The organism is Oceanimonas baumannii (assembly GCF_002245495.1).
Lineage (GTDB): Bacteria > Pseudomonadota > Gammaproteobacteria > Enterobacterales > Aeromonadaceae > Oceanimonas > Oceanimonas baumannii.
In genome coordinates this window covers 343793-364620 of sequence record NZ_NQJF01000002.1, presented here as the reverse complement: position 1 = coordinate 364620, position 20828 = coordinate 343793, and the positions used below count along the sequence as shown (strand labels likewise).

18 protein-coding genes are annotated in these 20828 nt (G+C 54.5%); 8 read left to right on the top strand and 10 right to left on the bottom strand.

What is annotated here, in order from left to right:
* Positions 1-4 precede the first annotated feature (4 nt).
* The 5 genes from B6S09_RS03725 (at position 5) to B6S09_RS03705 (ending at position 7051) form a co-directional block, all read left to right on the top strand.
* Positions 5-2260, top strand: a complete 2256-nt coding sequence (locus tag B6S09_RS03725; protein WP_094277146.1) for a tetratricopeptide repeat protein — start codon at positions 5-7, stop codon at positions 2258-2260.
* Positions 2261-2286: 26 nt separating this feature from the next.
* Positions 2287-3792 carry a GGDEF domain-containing protein gene (locus B6S09_RS03720; protein WP_243832783.1) on the top strand — a complete coding sequence of 502 codons (1506 nt, stop codon included), beginning with the start codon at positions 2287-2289 and terminating at the stop codon, positions 3790-3792.
* 29 nt (positions 3793-3821) lie between these two features.
* Positions 3822-5177: a nucleotide 5'-monophosphate nucleosidase PpnN gene (gene ppnN / locus B6S09_RS03715; protein ID WP_094277145.1), complete on the top strand. Its 1356-nt coding sequence runs from the start codon at positions 3822-3824 to the stop codon at positions 5175-5177.
* Between the two features lies 1 nt (position 5178).
* The gene (gene xni, locus B6S09_RS03710) at positions 5179-5967 is read left to right on the top strand and encodes a flap endonuclease Xni (protein WP_094277144.1); all 789 of its coding nucleotides are present in this window, start codon (positions 5179-5181) and stop codon (positions 5965-5967) included.
* 76 nt (positions 5968-6043) lie between these two features.
* Positions 6044-7051, top strand: a complete 1008-nt coding sequence (locus tag B6S09_RS03705) for an isocitrate dehydrogenase (RefSeq protein WP_094277143.1) — start codon at positions 6044-6046, stop codon at positions 7049-7051.
* A gap of 86 nt (positions 7052-7137) precedes the next feature.
* Here the strand turns inward: B6S09_RS03705 and rlmM are convergent, their stop codons facing one another.
* The 4 genes from rlmM to B6S09_RS03685 are packed head-to-tail and all read right to left on the bottom strand — an operon-like array spanning position 7138 to position 10121.
* Entirely contained in the window at positions 7138-8229 is a 1092-nt protein-coding gene (gene rlmM / locus B6S09_RS03700; protein ID WP_094277142.1) for a 23S rRNA (cytidine(2498)-2'-O)-methyltransferase RlmM, read from the bottom strand.
* Positions 8226-8612, bottom strand: coding sequence for a DUF423 domain-containing protein (locus B6S09_RS03695; RefSeq protein WP_094277141.1), 387 nt, complete (start codon positions 8610-8612; stop codon positions 8226-8228). Before B6S09_RS03695 ends, rlmM begins: the two co-directional genes overlap by 4 nt.
* Positions 8602-9213, bottom strand: a complete 612-nt coding sequence (locus B6S09_RS03690) for an alpha/beta fold hydrolase (protein WP_094277140.1) — start codon at positions 9211-9213, stop codon at positions 8602-8604. Before B6S09_RS03690 ends, B6S09_RS03695 begins: the two co-directional genes overlap by 11 nt.
* Positions 9210-10121: a transcriptional regulator GcvA gene (locus B6S09_RS03685; protein WP_094277139.1), complete on the bottom strand. Its 912-nt coding sequence runs from the start codon at positions 10119-10121 to the stop codon at positions 9210-9212. The genes B6S09_RS03690 and B6S09_RS03685 overlap by 4 nt, the downstream gene beginning before the upstream one ends.
* A gap of 132 nt (positions 10122-10253) precedes the next feature.
* On the opposite strand from B6S09_RS03685, the gene B6S09_RS03680 reads away from it, so the two are divergent.
* Positions 10254-10874, top strand: a complete 621-nt coding sequence (locus B6S09_RS03680) for a DUF2726 domain-containing protein (RefSeq protein ID WP_094277195.1) — start codon at positions 10254-10256, stop codon at positions 10872-10874.
* 12 nt (positions 10875-10886) lie between these two features.
* On the opposite strand, the gene B6S09_RS03675 is transcribed toward B6S09_RS03680, so the two are convergent.
* From B6S09_RS03675 to B6S09_RS03665, 3 genes are all read right to left on the bottom strand, one after another.
* Positions 10887-11618, bottom strand: coding sequence for a 3'-5' exonuclease (locus tag B6S09_RS03675; protein WP_094277138.1), 732 nt, complete (start codon positions 11616-11618; stop codon positions 10887-10889).
* A 7-nt stretch (positions 11619-11625) separates the two neighbouring features.
* A complete protein-coding gene (locus B6S09_RS03670) occupies positions 11626-13497 on the bottom strand; it encodes a putative nucleotidyltransferase substrate binding domain-containing protein (RefSeq protein WP_094277137.1) in 1872 nt (623 codons plus the stop codon).
* A gap of 62 nt (positions 13498-13559) precedes the next feature.
* The gene (locus B6S09_RS03665; protein WP_094277136.1) at positions 13560-15197 is read right to left on the bottom strand and encodes a BCCT family transporter; all 1638 of its coding nucleotides are present in this window, start codon (positions 15195-15197) and stop codon (positions 13560-13562) included.
* A gap of 187 nt (positions 15198-15384) precedes the next feature.
* On the opposite strand from B6S09_RS03665, the gene B6S09_RS03660 reads away from it, so the two are divergent.
* On the top strand, positions 15385-17112 hold the full coding sequence (locus B6S09_RS03660; protein ID WP_094277135.1) for a proline--tRNA ligase: 1728 nt from the start codon (positions 15385-15387) through the stop codon (positions 17110-17112).
* Positions 17113-17211: 99 nt separating this feature from the next.
* Here the strand turns inward: B6S09_RS03660 and tyrA are convergent, their stop codons facing one another.
* Positions 17212-18342, bottom strand: coding sequence for a bifunctional chorismate mutase/prephenate dehydrogenase (gene tyrA / locus B6S09_RS03655; protein ID WP_094277134.1), 1131 nt, complete (start codon positions 18340-18342; stop codon positions 17212-17214).
* Positions 18343-18421: 79 nt separating this feature from the next.
* Positions 18422-19492 (bottom strand): 3-deoxy-7-phosphoheptulonate synthase, encoded by a 1071-nt coding sequence (locus tag B6S09_RS03650; RefSeq protein WP_094277133.1) that lies wholly within the window; start codon positions 19490-19492, stop codon positions 18422-18424.
* A gap of 213 nt (positions 19493-19705) precedes the next feature.
* Here B6S09_RS03650 and B6S09_RS03645 point away from each other — a divergent pair, with 213 nt between their 5' ends.
* Positions 19706-20011 (top strand): hypothetical protein, encoded by a 306-nt coding sequence (locus B6S09_RS03645; protein WP_094277132.1) that lies wholly within the window; start codon positions 19706-19708, stop codon positions 20009-20011.
* Between the two features lie 15 nt (positions 20012-20026).
* Here the strand turns inward: B6S09_RS03645 and B6S09_RS03640 are convergent, their stop codons facing one another.
* Positions 20027-20818, bottom strand: a complete 792-nt coding sequence (locus B6S09_RS03640; RefSeq protein ID WP_094277131.1) for an MlaA family lipoprotein — start codon at positions 20816-20818, stop codon at positions 20027-20029.
* Between the last annotated feature and the right edge of the window lie 10 nt (positions 20819-20828).

Sequence of the window (20828 nt, the reverse complement as noted above, 5' to 3'; positions counted from 1 at the left end):
TATTGTGATTCTGTCTGTCGCCGTTCTGGTGTCACATCTGGCGGGCGCACCGCCGCTGTCATCTTACCAACCTGAGCCCGCTGAACTGCAGCGGGCCCGGCGACTTATGCTGAGCCGGCCCGGTGAATGCGTGGCACTTACTCACTTCTTTCTGCAACGTAAAGAAGCCAAGCCGGCCTCCATGTTCAACTCCCGGCAGGAGCTGGACAAACTGGAGCAGGCCAAACGCTACCGTACCCGGGGACAGACCTTTACCGCATGGCAGCTGCAGGCCTTGTGTCAGGCCAACGACGACCAGTTACTGACCGCCGATGCCAGTATTAACCAGGCTATCAGCCTGGCCCGACGGCACCGTCAGTCCGATGCACTGGTCACAGCCCTGCTGATAAAAGCCAAACTGGCCCTGGCCAGCGAGCATGTGGATCAGGCGCAGACCTTGCTGGATGAAGCCCAGAAGGCCATTCTGCCATCCGACCTGACGCTGATGGGGGATCTGCAGTTGCTGCAGGCAACCCTGCTGATGTACCGGCACCGTTACGATGAAGCCCGTCAGCTATTAGAACAGGTGCGTCTGCAGGCATTGCAACAGGATGATGCCCTGCACCAGTCGTGGGCCAACTTTTTGTTGGGCGATTACTATCTGCAATTGCAGCAGGACGAACTGGCACTCTCCCATTTTCTGGAAACCCTGGATGTACTGGGCGATCGCCGCCAGTTTTATGTTAAGGCCCTGGCCGCCAAAAAAACGGCTGCCATTTATGCTGCCCTGGGCCAGAACGACAAAGCTCTGCAATTTGCCAACCAGTCCACCACCGAATTTGAACAGCTGGGTAACAGCCCGCTGCTGATAAGCTCACTGCTTAACCTGGGCCGGGTTACCCGGGCCGGCAATGATGCCAACCTGGCACTGGTATACTTTTTTAATGCCCTGGATTTAGTGAAAATCCAGGGCGATACCGAGCAAATGGCAGCACTTTATCTGGAGATCGGTCAGTCTTATTCCTGGCTGGGAAGTTATAAGGAAGCCCAGCACTACCTGGATCTGGCTCGAACCGGGTTTGAACGTACGCACGATCTTCCTCACCTGGCCGATACACTGATTCAACTGGGCAAAATGCACCTGGCACAAACAGAATATGGTGTGGCGCTGCTTCGACTGGAACGGGCGAGAATCATCGCTGAACAGCTTGATGATGTAGTGAAATTAATGGAAACACACCGCTTGCTGGCACAGCTGTTTGAACAAAGTGGCAATATGGCCGCCGCGCTGACACATCAAAAAGCACTGCATGCCTATTTCCAGCGAGCCACTAATGTTAATCGGTTACTAACCCAGAGCCTGGTTCAGGATAATGAATTACAACTGCAACAAGAACGCGAACTAAGCGAACTGGGCAGACGCAGTGAAAAACTACTGCAGGACAGGGAGCGCTTTGCTCTGCTGGCAGCAGGCCTGAGCCTGCTGTCGCCACTGTTACTTTATGGACTGCTACGTAACCATATTCGCAGCCGCCGCCTGTGGCGGCAAAATCAGGAGCTGCAACAGTCTTTATTAATTGAACCCCTTACCGGGCTGCCCAACTGGCGTAAACTGATGCAACGGCTGCCCAAGGAAATGGCCCGCCAGCAGCAACGATCTGAACAGTGGTACCTGAACGAAGAACAGGCCCGGCCTTTTGATGACAAGATTTATTACCTGCTGTTGCAGGTACCCTTTATGAGCAGTCTAAGGGAGCGGCTGGGACTGGCACAGTCTACCGAGATCCAACAACAACTGGGAGCTTATCTGCGTGGCCGCATTCACCCCAGGTCCCGGCTTTATGATCTGCGTGATGGTCAGTTTATTTATGCGATTCCACAAAAGGAAGTTGCCGAATTGGCCCCCATTTTAACCGCGCTGGAGCGTATGTTTGCCGAGTTCCCTTGCCAGTATGAACTGGACAGACGCATTTTTACCGGCATTATCGGACACCCGTTTTTACCCAAAGCACCCAATGCGCTCGACGATTTACGCCTTGGCGATATTCTCTACCTGGCGCTTGCCGGTGCTCGACAACTGGCGGAAATTACACAGGAATCAGCTTGGGTTGAACTGGTGGCTGTAGATTGTCAGCAAGCAGCCTTTTTTACCGGTGACGTACGCAGCTGTTGCATTCAGGGTATTATGAAAGGGCTGGTAAAAGTGAACAGCTCTCATAAAAAACAACAAATTGACTGGCAAGCACTTCAACCCGAGTTACCATCGACACATCAGGGATAGTCGCTGTGAGAGCCTTATGGTGAATAATGAATAATGATGATCTCTGGATGCTAAAGGATCTGCCATCTGCCATCACAGCGCTGGAAACCCTGTGTGATGGCCTGCAGCACAGTTTGTCCGATGACGGGGCGCTCTCCGGACAGGAAGATAACCATGGCCTGCGGGTACAATGGCAAAAGCTGCTCGGAAACTTGTCACCTGCACACACGCACAATAAGGCATCGAACAGCAATGAGGCGACGCTAATTGATGCGCTGCAGGCACAACTGACATTTTTGAAACGCCATCAGCAACAACAGCAGGAGCAGCAGCAGCAAAGCCGTGAGCAATTGTTGCAGGCCGCACATTTTTTACAGGAAGCCGATTACGCTGAAGAACGGTTGTCCGGCCTGATTACAGCGCTTGAGGGTAATGGCCATATTATTTATTACCTTTATCCCCTACTGGAGTGCTACCAGCAGGCGGTCTCTGTTTGCGCACAACAGCGGCAGCAGGAGCGTGCTCGTCAACAGGAAATCTGTCAGCGTTTACTTACCCTGATCGATGAGCTGAGCTATACCGGAGATGTCGGCAACGAAATTAACAGCATTAAGCAACTGCTGCTTGCACAGAGTGACCACACCAACCTGCCAGCCCACTGCCTGCGGCTGATAGCGCTGGTTATCGAAGGCAGCCGTCTAGAACGTCAGCTTTCCAGCCGCTTTTTACTGCGGCTGAATAACAATCTGGAAAGCATGCAGACACAATGCCTGACCTCGGTCAGTGAAGGTAAGAGGATTGTCAGTGCCCGCCAGATTCAGGATGCCAGCCTGGTAGAAGAGATCCATGCTATTGACCGGCATTTGTCCGGACACCTTGATACATCACTGGCACAAAGCATCGTTGCCCACCTCAATGGCCTGAAAACAGTGGCGCAACAACATGCTCAGCTGCAGCAACGAGAAGCTGCTCTGTTAAGCCAGCTTGAATCACTTGAAAATGAAGTCGGTAAACTTAAACAGCAGACCAGTGACTACCGGCGGCGTCTTACCAGTCAGAATGAAAAGCTGATGATAGACGGACTTACACAGATTTATAACCGGACCGCGCTTGATGAACGACTGAAAGTTGACTTTGCGCGCTGGCAGAAAACGCAAAGCCCGCTGTGCATTGTGCTGTTGGATGTGGATTTCTTTAAGAAAATTAACGACCAGTACGGCCACCTGGCAGGCGACAAGGCATTACGCCTGATTGCCCGCACACTGCGTAACAGTTTAAAAGAAAGTGACTTTATTGCCCGGTTTGGCGGGGAAGAATTTGCCATTTTAATGCTGGATGTTGACCCGATATTATTGCACCGGCCTTTACATCAGTTGCGCCAAAAAATTGAGGCCATCCCGTTCAGCTTTAAACAGGAGCGCGTTACCATCACCGTTTCTATAGGAGCCACCCTGTTACAACCCGGGGACACCATTACCACGGCTCTGGAACGCGCCGATCAGGCCCTTTACAGGGCAAAAAATGCAGGCCGTAATCAGCTCGTCATTGCCTGAGCCTGCTCATTACAACTCAGAGATACATTATGATCACCCATATTAATCCGGTTGGCAGCATGAATCTGTTGTCGCAAATGGAGGTGGATCGCCTCAAGCAGTCAGCTTCAGGCAGTCTGTATCATTTGTTCAGAAATTGTGCTTTAGCGGTACTTAACTCCGGCAGTAAAACCGACAGCTCCAAAGAAATACTGGAACGCTATAAAGACTTTGACATTAATGTTATCCGCCGTGAACGGGGTATTAAACTGGAGTTGTTCAACCCTCCCGAGCATGCTTTTGTAGATGGTGAAATTATACGCAGCATTCAGGACCATCTGTTTTCTGTACTGCGGGACATTATCTATGTCAATAGCCATTTACAGGCCAGCTCACTGTTTAACTTAACGGCCTCTACGCATATCACCGATCTGGTATTTTCCATTTTACGTCATGCCAAAGCCATTAACCCGGGAGCCGATCCTAATCTGGTGGTCTGTTGGGGGGGGCACTCCATCAGCCCGGTGGAATATCAGTATACCCGTGAGGTAGGTAATGAGCTGGGGCTGCGCGAGCTGAATATTTGCACCGGCTGTGGTCCGGGAGCCATGGAAGGTCCCATGAAGGGAGCAGCCGTCGGCCATGCCAAGCAGCGGGTTACCGGCAGCCGTTATATCGGCCTGACCGAGCCTTCCATTATTGCCGCCGAGCCACCTAACCCGATTGTCAACGAGCTGGTGATTCTGCCGGATATTGAAAAGCGGCTGGAAGCCTTTGTCCGCCTGGGCCACGGCATTATTATTTTCCCAGGTGGCGTGGGCACAGCAGAAGAAATTCTGTATATCCTCGGCATTATGATGCACCCGGAAAACCGGAATCAGCCGCTGCCCATTATTCTCACCGGCCCTAAAGAAAGTGCTGATTATTTTCGCAGTATTGATGAGTTTATCGGCAGTACTCTGGGCCCGGATGCACAGAGCCTGTATGAAATTATTATTGATGACCCGGCAGAAGTCGCCCGCCGCATAAAAACCACCATGCCAATGGTACGGGATTACCGCAAGTCAGTGGGCGATGCCTACTCCTTTAACTGGTCATTGAAAGTTGAGCCGGAATTCCAGCTGCCTTTTAACCCAGATCACGAAAGTATGGCCAACCTGAATCTGCACTGGGATCAGGCCCCGCAGCAACTGGCAGCCAACCTGCGGCGGGCATTTTCCGGCATTGTCGCGGGCAATGTAAAGGAAAGCGGGCTGCATGCCATTGAGAAAAAAGGGCCGTTTTTGATTAATGGCGATCCCCGCCTGATGAAGATGATGGACAAGCTGCTACGGCAGTTTGTGGAGCAGCAACGTATGAAACTGCCCGGCTCGGCCTACGTGCCTTGCTATCGCATCAGCCGCTGACATGCCCGCTCAGCTGCTGATTCTGGATGCGATGAACCTGGTGCGCCGGCTGCATGCGGTGCAACTTAACCAGTATGCCCAGCCCGAAGCACAACTGGCGGCAACACGTGCCGCCCTGGTGCAGGCGACCGGAAAGCTGCTGGGCCGGTTTCGGCCAAGTCATGTGGTGGCTGTCTTTGATGGCGCACCGGTGGGATTTCGCCACCGGCTGTACCCGGAATACAAAGCCAATCGCCAGCCCATGCCGGCAGAGTTGTCCGGTTACCTGGACGAGCTGCAGCAGGCGCTGTTGCAACAGGGCATCAGTGCCCTGCTGTCGGACAGTGAAGAAGCCGACGATCTGGTGGCTACCCTGGCCTGCCAGCTGGCCCGCCATGGCGGAAACAGCGTTATCGTGTCGACCGACAAGGGCTTTTGCCAGCTGCTGGGGCCCCATATTCAGCTATGGGATCACTTTGGCCAGCGCTGGCTGGATGAAGCACATGTACAGCAGAAATTCGGTCTGTCCCCGCAGCAACTGGTGGATTACTGGGCACTGACCGGCGTGACCGGTAGTAATGTGAAAGGCGTGCCCGGAATTGGGCCCAAACGAGCCCAAAAGTTACTGCAACAACTTGATAACCTGGATACCATCCTGACCATCACGGCCACCGGCAAAGAACAAAATACTGTTCAAAAGCATAAAAATGATGCTCTGTTGGCGCGACAACTTGTGAAACTGGTGGATGATATTGAGCTAGGGGTTAATCTTCAGCAGCTTCGATATCACAATCAGACCAAAGAGCCATAGGCATAATGGGAACAAAATGTTATAAAGTCGCTGCTAAACAGAACGTAAACCAACCATTGATAACGGAAGCTGCCCCATGAACAAACGCAGTATTACCGTGATCCCGGGTGATGGCATCGGTCCCAGCATTATCGATGCCGCCCTGCGCATTATGGATCACGCAGGTTGTAATTTTCACTATGACTACGCCGATGCCGGCCTGATGGCCCTGGAAAAACACGGCGAGCTTCTTCCTCAGATAACCCTGGACCAGATCAGCCAGAACAAAATTGCCCTGAAAGGCCCTCTTACCACACCGGTAGGCGGCGGCTTTACCTCCATTAACGTTTCCCTTCGCAAGCTTTTCAACCTCTACGCCAACGTACGCCCGGTAGTGTCGTTTGAAGGCACGAAAAGCCGCTTTGAAAACATCGATATCATTACCATTCGGGAAAATACCGAAGGCATGTATTCCGGTGCCGGACAAAAGCGCGCCGATGATAACAGCAGCGCCGAGGCCATGAGCATTATCACTCGCGAGGGAGCCGAGCGTATTGTGACCTTTGGTTATGAGCTGGCCCGCAATGAAGGCCGCAAAAAGGTCACCGTGGTCCACAAGGCCAATATTCTCAAGTCTACCTCCGGTTTGTTTTTGGAAGTGGCACGGGAAATTGCTCAGCGTTATCCCGATATTGAAACCAATGAAATGATCGTGGATGCCGCCTGCATGAACCTGGTGATGTATCCCGAGCGCTTTGATGTGATTATCACCACCAACCTGTTCGGTGACATTCTTTCCGATCTCTGCGCCGGCCTGGTAGGCGGTCTGGGTATGGCTCCGGGTGCCAATATCGGCAAAGACGTGGCCATTTTTGAAGCCGTGCACGGCTCGGCCCCTGATATTGCCGGCCAGAACATTGCCAACCCCTGCTCGGTGATCCTGGCCTCCATTCAGATGCTGGAACACCTGGGCATGGCCGACAAGGCTGCACAAATCCGCAATGCCGTGCGTAAAACCATTGCCGAAGGCCAGACCGTTACCCGGGATCTGGGCGGCACAGCCAGCACCACAGAGTTTACCGACGCGATTATTGCCAACCTTTAATACCGGCTTTAAGCGGTTACCAAAACAAAAGGCGCTGTAATAACAGCGCCTTTTTTAGTTTTATCCGTGGCCGTTGTCCGAAAGAGTCAGGCCTTGGGCTCCAGTCTGGCAACCTTGCGTGGCTGACATACATGCACAGTGATCTCTTCACGATCGTGATAAAGCTGTTTTGCCTGCACCTGAAACCCACCCAGCTGATCGAGTTTTTCCTGCAATTGCTGCAGGTTATACACCGCCTCGGCATAGCGCTTTTTCATCGGCAATTTAAGGTTGAAGATCGCTTCCTGGCAGTCTTCTTCCAGCAGCCAGTCGGCCATCAGCGCAACAACTCTGGCCGGTTTATCAACCATGTCGCAAACCAGCCAGTACACATTCTTGCGGCTCGGACGCCACTTAAAACCGTCTTCCCGGTAATGCTTTACCTGGCCGGTGTCCATCAGGCTTTGCGCCATGGGGCCATTATCAATGGCGGCCACCATCATCCCCCGCGCCACCAGCTGATAGGTCCAGCCACCAGGTGCAGCCCCCAGATCCACTCCACGCAGGCCCGAAGTCAGACGGGTATCCCATTCTTCCCGGGGAATAAACACGTGAAAGGCTTCTTCCAGCTTAAGACTGGAACGGCTGGGAGCATCGGCAGGAAAGCGCAGTCGCGGAATGCCCATATGAAAAGGAGACTGGTTATAGGAATAGGAATACCCCAGCATCACTTTGTTATTGGCCGTAAAAAATAAATGCAGTGTCGGCCGGTTACGGGCTTCACTGCGGGTTAATATGCCTTTGCCACGCAGCGCCTGACGCGCAGGTACCGTAAACTTGCGGCAAAAACGCGATAATTCTTTGCCGTCGTTGGTGTCTGCGGTTTCCACCCTGATTTCCCCGCACAGCGGCATGCCTTCGGCAGCTTCCAGCAGCGGGCTGATGCGATCATCAAGAGGGAGATCGTTCAGCTCCGCCCATACTACCAGCATCTGGCGGGCAAAAATCAGTTCGCGGAACGGCAACTTACGCGCCAGCAAATCGCCATCTTCTGGCTGAAAACACTCATATACGACAAAACCGCTGTCATCTTTGGTACGGGCAAAACCGGGACACCCCATCAGTCCTGCCCTTTCCTGAATTTCCGCTGCCGCTTCTTTTTCAAATCCGGGGCGGCAATATATCAACAACTGTTTCATTTAAACCTCAACCAGGTGCGGCCAGCCAGTAACAGGCACAGCCAGCCCACCATAAAACTCATCCCCCCGAGCGGGGTAATAAAACCAATCCCTTTGGTGCCAAACAACACCAGGGTATAAATACTGCCGCTGAACATCACAATGCCCAGCACAAAAAAGATCACGGCGGCATTCAGCAACCCGCTAGCACGCTGTTTTAGCATCACAGCCACCAGCAACAAGGCCAGTGCATGTAAAAACTGATATTGCACACCGGTGTTAAATGCCGATACCAGCGTCGCGGCCGTGCCACCGGCTGCCAGGCCATGAGCTCCATAAGCCCCCAGCGCAGTCGCTGTCAGACCAAACAGGGCTGCCCCATAAAACGCGAGATTAATGCTCACGAATAAAGTTCCTCATGTTGTCGATAACACACGCCAGGTTGCTTTCAAGCGTGGCCCCCGACGCCTTGCGGGGCTTGAAGCCATGATCACCGTCCGTTATCCAGCTGGTCTGTACCGTATCAGCCAGATCGTACCCAGCCACGGCTTCCCGATCGCCAAACGTATCCCGCTCCCCTTGCAGCAACAACGTCGGTGTTGTTATGGAAGCCAGGTGCTGCCCGCGAAAGCGATCCGGCTTGCCTGGCGGATAAAAAGGAAACCCCAGCAATATCAAACCAGCGGGCTGCAGCTCATCGGCCACCAGTGAAGCCATGCGCCCGCCCATGGATTTGCCCGCCATAAACAGCCCGGGGTGAGCAAATTCAGCAACGACCTGCCGCCAGCAGTCAAGCAATACCGGCTCCCGGTCGGGGGGGCGGCGGCGACCATCAGCGCGGGTTTTCTGCATATACGGAAACTCAAAACGAATCACCTGAATATCATCACAGGCTAGCCCTTGCGCCAGCGTTTGCATGACATCATGCTCCATGCCAGCACCGGCACCGTGCGCCAGCAATAAGCGGCGACACGCCGTATCAGAGCCGTTTTTTAACACCTTCATCCGTTCACCGCCTTTTGCTTTTCTTCTTTGGTCACCAATGCCAGCATCCAGTCGCGAAAAGCGGCTATCTTACCCAGGCTGGCCTGAGACTCATGTGTGACCAGGTAATAAGCATTCTTCGACATTAACACCTGCTCAAAGGGACAGACCAGCCGTCCGGCGTCAATTTCCGGCTGAGTCAGCACACTGTGACCGAGTGCCACTCCCTGCCCGTGAATGGCAGCCTGGATCACCATGGAAGAGTGGCTGAATATCGGCCCCTGATTCACATTGGCCGCCTGAATATCCAGCTGTTTAAACCAGGCCTTCCAGTCACGCCGGGAAGTGTCGTGCAACAGCGTATGCCGGGTCAGATCATCCGGGCTTTTCAGTGGCCGGGTGCCCATCAGCAGCATGGGTGAGCACACAGGGATAAGGTATTCAGTGTGCAGTTTGTCGGCACGCAGCCCGGGCCAATGTCCCTTGCCGTAATAAATGGCCACATCCACATCGTCAGTCAGTGACCCTTCATCAAGATCAACGGCCTTGATGCGCACATCAATGTCCGGATGCTCTTCACTGAAGCGCACCAGCCGGGGTACCAGCCACTGAATGGCAAAACTCGGCTGCAGACTGACCGTTAATGCTCCTTTGGCACTGCGTGCCAGCAGCCGCTCAGTAGCGTCGGAGATACCGGTAAAAATATCCTTTATTTCAAGAAAATAGCTTTGGCCTTCTTCCGTCAGCAACAGCGAGCGGTTACGCCGGCGAAACAGCTTGATACCCAGATACTCTTCCAGCCCCTTAATTTGATGGCTGATGGCTGCCTGAGTGACAAACAGCTCTTCCGCCGCCCGGGTAAAACTCAGATTCCGGGCCGCGGCTTCAAAGGCCTTCAGTGCATTAAGCGGGGGTAATCGCCGGGACATGCTCACCTCTGGCAGCGTTTTAATGGCTGTGAATTATAGGGGTGAGCGCCGGTGCATACCAGCACCACCCCGGTTCATTTTTTATTACTGGCTGAGTACACTGATAATATCTTGTTCATACCGGATAAAATGATGATCGACTGGTTGCCCGTTTCCTTACTCGACTGGCTGATGCTGAGCCTGGTAACACTGCTTGTTCTGCTGGTGCTTTTCAGCCTGCTGCGCCGTATCTGGCAAGGCAAGCCGGGCCAGGCGTATGTGCAGAAGATCATGTTCAGCCCGGAGGCCGCCACGGCCTTTAAGCTGCTTGAACGCACCGCTGGTACCCACCTGCGAGTGTTTCCGGCGGTGCAGATGAGCGAAGTGCTGGCGCTGTCGCCCACACTGAGAAAAGCACATAAAGAGCAAGCCTGGCAGACAATATATGGCGAGAAGCTGGATTTTGTGCTGTGTGCGCCCGGCGATCTGACCCCCCGCCTCGTTGTAGCCCTGACCGACGACAGCCTGAGCCGGGCCGATGGCCGACACCGGCACCGGTTACTGGAGCAAATTGAAGCAGCCGGTCTGCCCGTGGTACATATCTCCCCCAAAGACTGGCCCGAGCCTCAGGAGCTGCAGGACGAAATAAAAGCCTTGCTGCGCCCTGTGAGTCAGCCTGCCCCGCTCGCCGGTGGCCGCCGGGAACCAGTGCTCAGCCTGCCCGACAGCGAACCCGATGACGGACCTAAAGTACCTCCCCTCGGGAAACTGTGACCCCTTTGAAAATTAGAGCCACAGCTCACTTAATGGCATTTCCGGTGTGTAGTGATAGGCTATCTGCGCTTGTAACAGTTCGGCGGTAGCTAATGCATCGGTCAGGGCATGATGGGGCGGATAGTGAGGCAGGTTGTAACGCTCACGGCTTTTGGCCAGCCGGATAGATACCGGCTTGTGGCCGCGCAGACGGCTCCACAGACTGAGTGTTCTCGGGTGAAAACGGGTTTCCAGCTCCATGGTATCGACCACCGGAAAACGAATATCCTCATTCAGCCGGGCCTTCAGCGCCGCCGCAAAAAATATCTGCTCTATACGCCGGTAATGCACCACCACAATATGACCGGCCAGAGCAGTGAGCAGTTCATCAAGCACCTGCAGCAAATCCGGGGCTTCTTCTATTTCAGAATGGGTTATACCGTGTAAGGCAACGGTTTCCCCTGCCAGTGGCCGGTGCGGATTTACAATCCAGTGGGCCGCATCGCGACAGCGAATACGGTGCAGGGTAAACGGTACCAGACCAATGCTGACAATGGCGTCTTTCCGGGCATCCAGACCGGTCGTTTCAAAGTCCAGTGCCACGAAAGGCACCTCGGCAAGGGGCGTGTCCGGATCTGGCAGGCCGGCCCGGTAAAAGCGCTGCAACCGGTAATCACGGGCACTGCGGGCCCGCTGTTCAAACAACGCCGGCCAGTCAGGTGCACGAACCGGCTCCACCAGTGATGACGGTCTCAGGTAAACCATAACTTCCTCAAGGGGCTCGTCCGGGCTGATAACGGAACTTCAGAAATTTCTGAGCCTGGCTCAGGATCTGAAAGGCATCTTTTAAATTCCGCCGCTCAAAGTCGGACAGATTTTCCGGCTCTATATTGTTATCGGGCTCCCGGCCCGCTTCCACATCCATGGCCTGATGGCGGATACGCACCGTGGCAATAAACTCCATGGCATCACGCAAATCCGGTCCCCTTCCTCTGGGCAGAATGTCGGCTTCTATCACATCGTTCAGCCGTTCAAAGGAATTGCGGGCCTTGGATCCCGTGGCCAGGGCATGTACACGGATCAGATCCGCCAGCGGCGCCGTTCCCCGGCGCTTGAGATTGATGGAATTGTTATGCTTGCCATCCTGCTCCATCACGAACTCTTTGAAGAAGCCCAGCGGCGGCGTACGCAGCAAGGCATTGCGGGCCATGCTGGCCAGAAAACGCGGACTGCGCCGGGCCCGGCGCACGATCAACCGGTTAAGCTGCTCGGCCCACTCCAGGTGCCCGTATACGCCGTCAAGATCGAAGAAAACGTTGCTGTTAAGCAATGAGCGGGCACTGGGGTTATCGATCCAGTCAAGAAAGCACTGTTCCCATTCTTTACGGGTTTTACGCCATTCAGGATTGGTGGCCATAATATTGCCGGTGCAATAACTGTAGCCGCAGGCGGCCAGACCATCGCTGACATATTTGGCCAGTGCAGCAAAATAATCGTTATGATGCTCTGCACTATAACCATTATCCAGAATAATAGCGTTATCCTGATCGGTCACCACCAGCTGCTCGTCACGGGCCATCGAGCCCAGCGCCAGAAAGCAGTAGGGCACCGGCGGTGGCCCCAGGTTTTCTTCGGCCAGCTCCAGCAGGCGCTGTTTAAAGCTGCGGCCAATCACCGCCATGGCCGAGCCAATCATATGAGAGTTGGCATCTTCCTTGACCATGCGCACAAAGCAGGCCCGGGCATCATCGGCAATGGTGGCAAGCTCATCGGCATCCTGAGCCCGGAAGATATGCCGCACCACAAACAGGCTGTTACGGGACTCATGTCGCATCACATCTGACAGCGCCACCACGCCAATAGGCTTTCCTCTGTGCAGCACCGGCAGATGATGCAGGTTATAGCGCAACATGGTGAGCATGGCTTCAAACACGTATTGATCACTTTCTGCCGCCACCAGATCCACCGACATAATGTCGGCCACCGGAGTATCGGCTGGCAGCTGTTCCGCCAGTACCCGGGTTCGCAGATCCCTGTCAGTAATAATACCGGCCACCTCGTCCTCTTCTTCACCCTGTTCATTCAGGATAAGAATGGATGACACCGCTTCTTCGGTCATTTTACGGGCCGCATCATAGACGCTGGCCGAACGACCGATGGACACCGGCTCCCGCGAGATCAGCTCACGAATGCCCGATGTCATCAGCTCATTGGCATCCTGATAACGGGATACTGCATGGCGCAGCCGGGCACTGTCCCCGACCTCCACAAAGTCGGCAAAAACTTCAAAACGCTCATATAGATCATGAAACACCGCTTCCGGCAGACAGTACACCAGGGTGTCTTCCAGTGCCGTGGCCGGCAACCGGTTTTTGTTATTCATCAGCAGTCCCATCTGGCCAAACAGACTGCCTTCACTCAAACGGTTATACAGCTCGCCGTTACGACGGTGTATTTCCACCGCCCCGCTGCGGATCAGATAAAGATCATGTACCGCATCGCCATATTTGAAAATAATGGTGCCGGCACGAAAGTAGGCAACTTCCACCTGGGTCGCCACCTGCTCCAGCACATCTTCGGGCAATGACTTAAAGGGATAGTACTGGCGAATGAAGGCAAGTACCTCCAGTTGCTCAGCTTCCATGGCTCACTCCTGCAAAGCGAAAAAAGGCAGCGCATGGCTGCCTTGAATAAATGAATCCGGCGTTATTTGCCTCTTGGCTCCGACATCAGTCCCTTGATCAGCGCCACACAGGATATCAGCAGCACAATGGTAAAGGGGAAACCGGTAGAAACGGCCATGGCCTGCAAGCCGGCCAGACCACCGCCCAGCATCAGCGCAATAGCCACCAGCCCCTCAAAGGTACACCAGAATACCCGCTGAGGTTTGGGCGCATTCACCTTGCCACCGGCAGCGATGGTGTCTATCACCAGCGAGCCGGAGTCGGAAGAGGTCACAAAGAACACCACCACCAGCACAATACCGATAAAGGAGGTAATGGCCGTCAGCGGCAGTTGCTCTAACATCACGAACAGCTGCAACGGCAGATCCGCCTCAGCAACAGCATTAATGCCTTTACTGACCACCAGATCAATGGCAGTACCACCAAATGCACTGAACCACAGCATACAGGCGGAAGTCGGCACCACCAGCACGGCAATCAGGAATTCACGAACGGAGCGGCCACGGGACACCCGGGCGATAAACATGCCGACAAAGGGTGACCAGGAAATCCACCAGGCCCAGTAGAAAGCAGTCCAGCCTTGCGAGTAGTTGGCATCTTCACGGCCAAAGGGCATGGACAAGGCCGGGAAATATTCAAAATAAGAGACAATGTTGTTAAACAGACCGCTTAAGATCAGCAAGGTTGGACCGACTATCACCACAAACAGCAGCAGCAGTGCGGCCAGTGCCATATTGATTTCCGACAGGCGCTTCACCCCGGCATCCAGGCCCGCCAGTACCGAAACCAGTGCCACCGCCGTGATCAGGATCACCAGCACCACCTGAGTGGTGATGGTGTCGGGAATATCAAACAGGAAGTTCAGACCGGCAGAGGCCTGCGACGCCCCGTATCCCAGCGAGGTGGCCAGACCAAACAAAGTGGCCACCACGGCCAGAATATCAATAATATGCCCGGGCCAGCCCCATACCCGCTCTCCCAGCAGCGGATAGAGTACGGAGCGCATGGTCAGCGGCAGCCCCTTGTTAAAGGAAAAAATGGCCAGACCCAGCGCCAGCACGGCATACACGGCCCAAGGGTGTAATGCCCAGTGATAAAGCGTGGCTGCCATACCCAGACGGGTCGCCTCAGTGGCATCACCGGCAGCACCGCCCAGAGGAGCCCAGTCGGTACGCATCCCATTCTCTGCAGTGGTACCGGCCATGGACGTACTGAAGTGGGTCAGCGGCTCCGATACCCCGAAGAACATAAGACCAATCCCCATGCCGGCAGCAAAGAGCATGGAGAACCAGCCAATGTAGGTAAAATCAGGCGAGGCCTCGGTACCACCGATACGCACTCTGCCCAGCGGGGACACAATCAGGCCCAGGCACACCAGCACAATAATGTTGCCGGACATCAGGAAGAACCAGTCAAGGGTTGATGTCAGCCAGGCCCGCAGATCGCTGAACATGGGGCCAACCTGATTCTGAAAGGCAAGTGTCAGAAACACGAAGGCCACAATGGCCAGCCCGGAAATCATAAAAACGCGGTTGTGAATATCCAGCCCGAACGGGCCGATTTGCAGGGCGATATTGTCTTGCCCTATCTGATAATCCGTATCGATCGGATTCGCTCTGCCCTCGGGGGCGATAACATCGTGGTTATCTTTTTCGGCCATGAAAATGCTTCCTTGTTTAAGGGATTGGCTTGTTTTTACGGTTACAGGGTAGCACAGCGGGGGCAGTCAATGGGCTCAGGCAGGCCCGCATGAACAATATTTAAGCAGCGCAAGACACTTCTGCCCGCCCCGCCCCCCTGCTACAATTCGGGCTTTCATGGATTTTAAGCTAACAAGGTTCCCGTTCATGCGTACCAGTCAATACCTGCTTTCCACCCTTAAAGAAACTCCGAGTGATGCCGAGGTGATCAGCCACCAGCTGATGCTGCGTGCAGGCATGATCCGCAAGCTGGCGTCAGGCCTTTACACCTGGCTGCCCAGTGGCCTGCGGGTATTGAATAAAGTGGCGGCCATTGTGCGGGAAGAAATGAACCGCGCCGGTGCCATTGAAATGCTGATGCCGGTGGTCCAGCCTGCGGATTTATGGCAGGAAACCGGACGCTGGGACAAATTCGGCCCCGAGCTGCTGCGCATTAAAGACCGCCATGAGCGTCCTTTTGTACTGGGCCCGACCCATGAGGAAGTGATTACCGCCATGGTGCGTAACGAAGTGGCGTCTTACAAGCAGCTGCCCCTGAACCTGTATCAGATCCAGACCAAATTCCGCGATGAAGTGCGCCCTCGTTTTGGTGTAATGCGCTCCCGCGAATTTGTGATGAAGGATGCCTACTCCTTCCATACCAATCAGGAAAGCCTTCAGCAAACCTATGACGCCATGTACCAGGCCTACAGCCGGGTGTTTGAGCGCATGGGACTGGACTTCCGGGCCGTACTGGCCGACACCGGTGCCATTGGTGGCAGTGCGTCCCACGAGTTCCACGTGCTGGCCGAGAGTGGAGAAGACGATATCGCCTTCTCCAGCGGATCCGATTACGCCGCCAACATCGAAATGGCCGAAGCCCTGGCACTCAAAGACGCCGCCGATGCGCCCACTCAGGACATGGTGCTGACCGACACCCCGGATACCAAAACCATTGCTGATCTGGTGGAAAAATTCGGCCTTAATATCGAGCAGACCGTAAAAACCCTGCTGGTGAAGGCCGCCGACGACATGGACGCCCCGCTGGTGGCGCTGCTGGTACGTGGCGATCACGAGCTGAACGAAGTAAAGGCAGAGAAACTGCCCCAGGTAGCCAGCCCGCTGACCTTCGCCACCGAAGAAGAAGTCCGTGCCGCCGTGGGTGCCGGCCCCGGTTCATTGGGCCCGCTCAACATGCCGGTACCGGTGATTGTGGATCGCACCGTAGCGGTAATGAGCGACTTTGGTGCCGGTGCCAATATCGACGATAAGCACTATTTCGGCATCAACTGGGGCCGGGACCTGCCTCTGCCCGAGGTGGCCGATCTGCGTAATGTGCGCGAAGGAGACCCCAGCCCCTGCGGCCAGGGTGTATTGCAGATCAAACGCGGCATTGAAGTGGGCCATATCTTCCAGCTCGGTAACAATTACTCCGAAAAGATGAACGCCACCGTGCTGAACGAAGGTGGTAAAGCCACCGTGCTGGAAATGGGCTGCTATGGCATTGGCGTCTCGCGTATTGTGGCTGCCGCCATTGAGCAGAACCACGATGACCGCGGCATTATCTGGCCCGACGCCCTGGCTCCTTTCCAGGTCGTGATTATTCCCATGAACATGCACAAGTCGCACCGGGTGCAGGAAGTCGCCGACAAGCTTTATGCCGACCTGACTGCCGCCGGTATTGAAGTGCTGTTTGACGATCGCAAAGAACGTCCGGGCGTGATGTTTGCCGACATGGAACTACTGGGTGTTCCTCACAGCATTGTGATTGGTGAGCGCGGCCTGGATAACGGCGTGGTGGAATACAAACACCGCCGTGGCGGCGACAAACAGGAAGTGGCCATTACCGAGATCGTTACCAAAATTCAGGAACTGACCGCTCAGGCTCCGCATTAACGAACCTGTGGCATGCTATGCCCGCTTTTATACGGGCATAGCAGACCGCTTCAGAGTGCCGCACAGCATTGAAGGCCGCGTATCAACGCGGCCTTTTTGTTAGTCGGCGTGATGGCGGCTGTCGTTGGCCTGAGCCAGCAACATGCGGCTTTCTTTAAGGAAGGTGCCGGCATAATCGCCGAAATAGTCACTGACAGCACGAAACTGTTTGACGAATGCCTCACGCTCACCGCTTTCCAGCTGTTCCAGCAGCTCACCAAAACGAGCGTGATAACGGCGGATCATCGCCAGATTACGGGGAGAGGACAAAATAATATCGGCATAAAGCGCCGGATCCTGTGCAAACAGACGGCCGACCATCGCCAGCTCCAGCCGGTAGATGGGCGAACTCAACCGCAGCAACCGGGCCAGGTCTGCCCCTTCAGCACACAGATGCGCACCATAGGCAAAACTGGTGAAATGTCGCAGCGCCTGTACCAGACTCATGGCTTCATCATGATCGGTGGCAGGGACTTCCTGCAGACGGGCTCCCCAGATACGCATTTGTGCCAGCAGCCACTGGTAACGTTCTGCTCCCCGGCCATCACAGTGAATAATCACCTGTTTGGCAAGACTGGGAATATCCGGTCCGAACATGGGATGCAGGCCCAGTACAGGACCGCCATGCGCCTTCAGCATGGCAGCAACCGGCTCGCTTTTCACACTGGTAAGATCCACCAGCAGACAGTGCTCAGGCAATGCCGGCAACCGCTCAATCACCGCCACGGTCTGATCAATCGGAACAGCAATCATCACCAGGCCCGCATCGGCCAGCAACTCATCCGCCCGGCTCCAGTCATCTTTTTCCAGGATTTCAACCTGATAGCCTGAAAGCGTCAGCAAATGCGCAAACACACCGCCCAGCTGACCACCGCCACCAATGACCACAGCCTTGCCGAGCTCAGGATTAACGCACTTGAAGCCGGTGTCTTTTTCACTGGCATAAGACTCACGCATAAAGCGGCGCAATACATCTTCAATCAGATCCGGCGGCACGCCCTGGGCTTCAGCCTCGGCCCGACGGCTGGCCAGCATGGCAGCTTCCCGATCCGGTGCGTATATCGGCAGACCATGGCGGCTTTTTACTTCCCCTACCCCGGCTACCAGCTTTAACCGCTGAGCGAACAGTGCTACCAGCTGTTGGTCAACCTTGTCGATCTGATCCCGCAGGACCTTAAGTTCATCTACCATTGCATTCATCCCGGAATTAAGACGCCGGACCTGAGTCCGGCGTTGCATTATGCCTGTTTCTTGCCTGAGCTGACAATTATCAGGCTACGCGCGCCTTCAGCGTAGCAGAAAGCTGCTGATGACAGCGCTCAAGCAGCTCGGCGGTGGTGTCCCAGCCAATGCAGGCGTCGGTAATGGAAATACCGTACTGCATGTCACAGACCGGCTGCTCACTGGACTGATTGCCTTCAAACAGGTGAGATTCCAGCATAATACCAAGGATCGATTCATTACCTTCCTGGAGCTGACGTACCACATTATCGGTAACCAGCGGCTGCAGACTGTAATCTTTATTGGAGTTACCATGGCTGCAGTCCACCACCAACCGCGGCTTGAGGCCGGCAGCAGTCATGGCTTTTTCGGCCAGGGCAATATTTACCGAATCATAGTTGGGCTGTTTTCCCCCACGCAGAATGACATGGCCATCGGGGTTACCCTGGGTAACCAGCAGCGCCACTTGTCCCTCCTGGTTAATACCCATAAAGGCATGAGACTCGGCAGCCGCCTTCATGGCATTAATGGCCGTACCCAGATTACCATCGGTGCCGTTTTTGAAGCCTACCGGCATGGACAAACCGGATGCCATTTCACGGTGCGTTTGCGACTCTGTCGTGCGGGCACCGATGGCCGACCAGGAAAACAGTTCCGCCAGGTATTGCGGGCTGATGGGATCCAGCGCTTCTGTCGCCAGAGGCAGCTCGAGCTCGGCCAGCCAGCACAGCAGCTCTCGGGACTTGTGCAGACCCAGTTCAATGTCAAAAGAACCATCCAGGTGAGGATCATTAATAAACCCCTTCCAGCCAACCGTGGTGCGCGGTTTTTCAAAATAGACACGCATTACGATATAAAGGCTGTCGCGGTATTCATCATGCAGTTTTTTGAGGCGGGTTGCGTACTCTTTGGCTGCGTCGACGTCATGAATGGAGCAGGGACCGCAAATCACCAGCAGACGGTGATCCTTGCGATGAACAATATCGGAAATGGTTTGCCGTGCCTGACCAATGTAGTCCAGTGCCTTTTGCGAAATAGGCAGTTTTGCTTTCAGCTCGGCCGGGGTGATCATTACTTTTTCGGATTGAATATGGATATTGTTTAATGTGTCTTTCTGCATGATGACATCCTCACTGTAAACCTTTCGTTACAACCAAACAAAAAATAAAAGGAGAATCATATTTGACTTATGATAACTTCTCTTTTACGCAACCACCTTCAACCTTATCAAGGCTTGCTGGGCTTGCAAAGCCCGGAATGCGGCAAATGCGTGTTATTTTAGTGAATGGTCAGAAAGCACTCTGTTTATAATGAGAATAACCAAGGAGCCCGCATGCCACTGAGCGAACGAGAGCACCGCGAGCTGGTGTCAGCACTGCGGCGTATTCTGGATCATTACGGAGTGGATTACCGGCAGAGCCCGGAGTCATATAATTATGACACCCTGTATGATCACCAGTGCCGGTTGATTCTGGACGAGGTTGCCACCAGCTGGCAGCAACATTATGGCTATCGGCCCAGCCCCCTGGCTCTGCAGAAAGCCCTGTTTGCCGCAGAGCACAGCCGCCGCTTTTCACCCCCCTGGTACAAAAGGCTGATAACGCGGTTTAGCCGGAAGTCATCACCCCGGCCCCGTTAATACGGGGCCTGCAGGTTAGCCGTCAATTTCGTCCATAAAGGCATCGAGGTTTTCCTCGGCCGGTGCATCGGTTTCCTTGCCGACTCTGGCGTCCTGGTACTGCAGATAAAAGTCTTTAGTCAGCCCATAAGGATCAAGGGAGTTGTCGATAATGGCTTCTCTATCAATCAGTTCGCTGCGTTGATACAGACCATCCAGCGCCCATTTACCGGTACGCATCGCAAACGACATCAGATCGTAGGGAAAGTACAGCGTATCAACAATATCACCGGAAAGCTGGCGCAGTGTAGCGGGTCCATAAAACGGAATCATCAGGAAAGGCCCATCACCCACCCCTATTTGTCCCAGAACCTGACCAAAGTCTTTGGCCTGGGGATCAAATGACATTTTACTGGCCACATCAAAGTAACCCAGTATCCCAACGGTACTGTTAACCCCGAAACGTACCAGGTTGGTACCGGCACCAGGAAAATCCCCGGTCACCAGATGGTTAACAAAGCTGGCCGGCTCTTCCAGGTTCAGTACCACATTCTGAATACCATCGCGTACCGAGCGGGGAACATAGTCGGCATAGGCATGGGCTGCCGGACGCACCAGATAAGGCTCAGCTACATCGTAGTTGATTGCCCAGCCAACGCGGTTAACCGGCTCAAAGGGGTCGCGGGGATCGTCCGCGGTGGATTTGGCGTAGTCGGCAGGAACAGCCGGCGAGAAGGGGTCATTGACCCGCTCCTGCTCCACACCATGATGTGCCGCACAACCGGTCAATAATAACCCGGCTGCGGGGATAAGCGCTCGATGCCACATTCTTGGTCGC

What these genes read in the sequence shown, in the direction of transcription:
- B6S09_RS03660 (WP_094277135.1), top strand. Translation starts at nt 15,385, where the DNA reads ATGCGTACCAGTCAATACCTGCTTTCCACCCTTAAAGAAACTCCGAGT.
- B6S09_RS03720 (WP_243832783.1), top strand. Translation starts at nt 2,287, where the DNA reads ATGAATAATGATGATCTCTGGATGCTAAAGGATCTGCCATCTGCCATC.
- B6S09_RS03675 (WP_094277138.1), bottom strand. Translation starts at nt 11,618, where the DNA reads ATGGTTTACCTGAGACCGTCATCACTGGTGGAGCCGGTTCGTGCACCT.
- B6S09_RS03665 (WP_094277136.1), bottom strand. Translation starts at nt 15,197, where the DNA reads ATGGCCGAAAAAGATAACCACGATGTTATCGCCCCCGAGGGCAGAGCG.
- B6S09_RS03670 (WP_094277137.1), bottom strand. Translation starts at nt 13,497, where the DNA reads ATGGAAGCTGAGCAACTGGAGGTACTTGCCTTCATTCGCCAGTACTAT.
- B6S09_RS03680 (WP_094277195.1), top strand. Translation starts at nt 10,254, where the DNA reads ATGATCGACTGGTTGCCCGTTTCCTTACTCGACTGGCTGATGCTGAGC.
- B6S09_RS03705 (WP_094277143.1), top strand. Translation starts at nt 6,044, where the DNA reads ATGAACAAACGCAGTATTACCGTGATCCCGGGTGATGGCATCGGTCCC.
- ppnN (WP_094277145.1), top strand. Translation starts at nt 3,822, where the DNA reads ATGATCACCCATATTAATCCGGTTGGCAGCATGAATCTGTTGTCGCAA.
- B6S09_RS03645 (WP_094277132.1), top strand. Translation starts at nt 19,706, where the DNA reads ATGCCACTGAGCGAACGAGAGCACCGCGAGCTGGTGTCAGCACTGCGG.
- B6S09_RS03650 (WP_094277133.1), bottom strand. Translation starts at nt 19,492, where the DNA reads ATGCAGAAAGACACATTAAACAATATCCATATTCAATCCGAAAAAGTA.
- tyrA (WP_094277134.1), bottom strand. Translation starts at nt 18,342, where the DNA reads ATGGTAGATGAACTTAAGGTCCTGCGGGATCAGATCGACAAGGTTGAC.
- B6S09_RS03690 (WP_094277140.1), bottom strand. Translation starts at nt 9,213, where the DNA reads ATGAAGGTGTTAAAAAACGGCTCTGATACGGCGTGTCGCCGCTTATTG.
- B6S09_RS03640 (WP_094277131.1), bottom strand. Translation starts at nt 20,818, where the DNA reads ATGTGGCATCGAGCGCTTATCCCCGCAGCCGGGTTATTATTGACCGGT.
- xni (WP_094277144.1), top strand. Translation starts at nt 5,179, where the DNA reads ATGCCCGCTCAGCTGCTGATTCTGGATGCGATGAACCTGGTGCGCCGG.
- rlmM (WP_094277142.1), bottom strand. Translation starts at nt 8,229, where the DNA reads ATGAAACAGTTGTTGATATATTGCCGCCCCGGATTTGAAAAAGAAGCG.
- B6S09_RS03685 (WP_094277139.1), bottom strand. Translation starts at nt 10,121, where the DNA reads ATGTCCCGGCGATTACCCCCGCTTAATGCACTGAAGGCCTTTGAAGCC.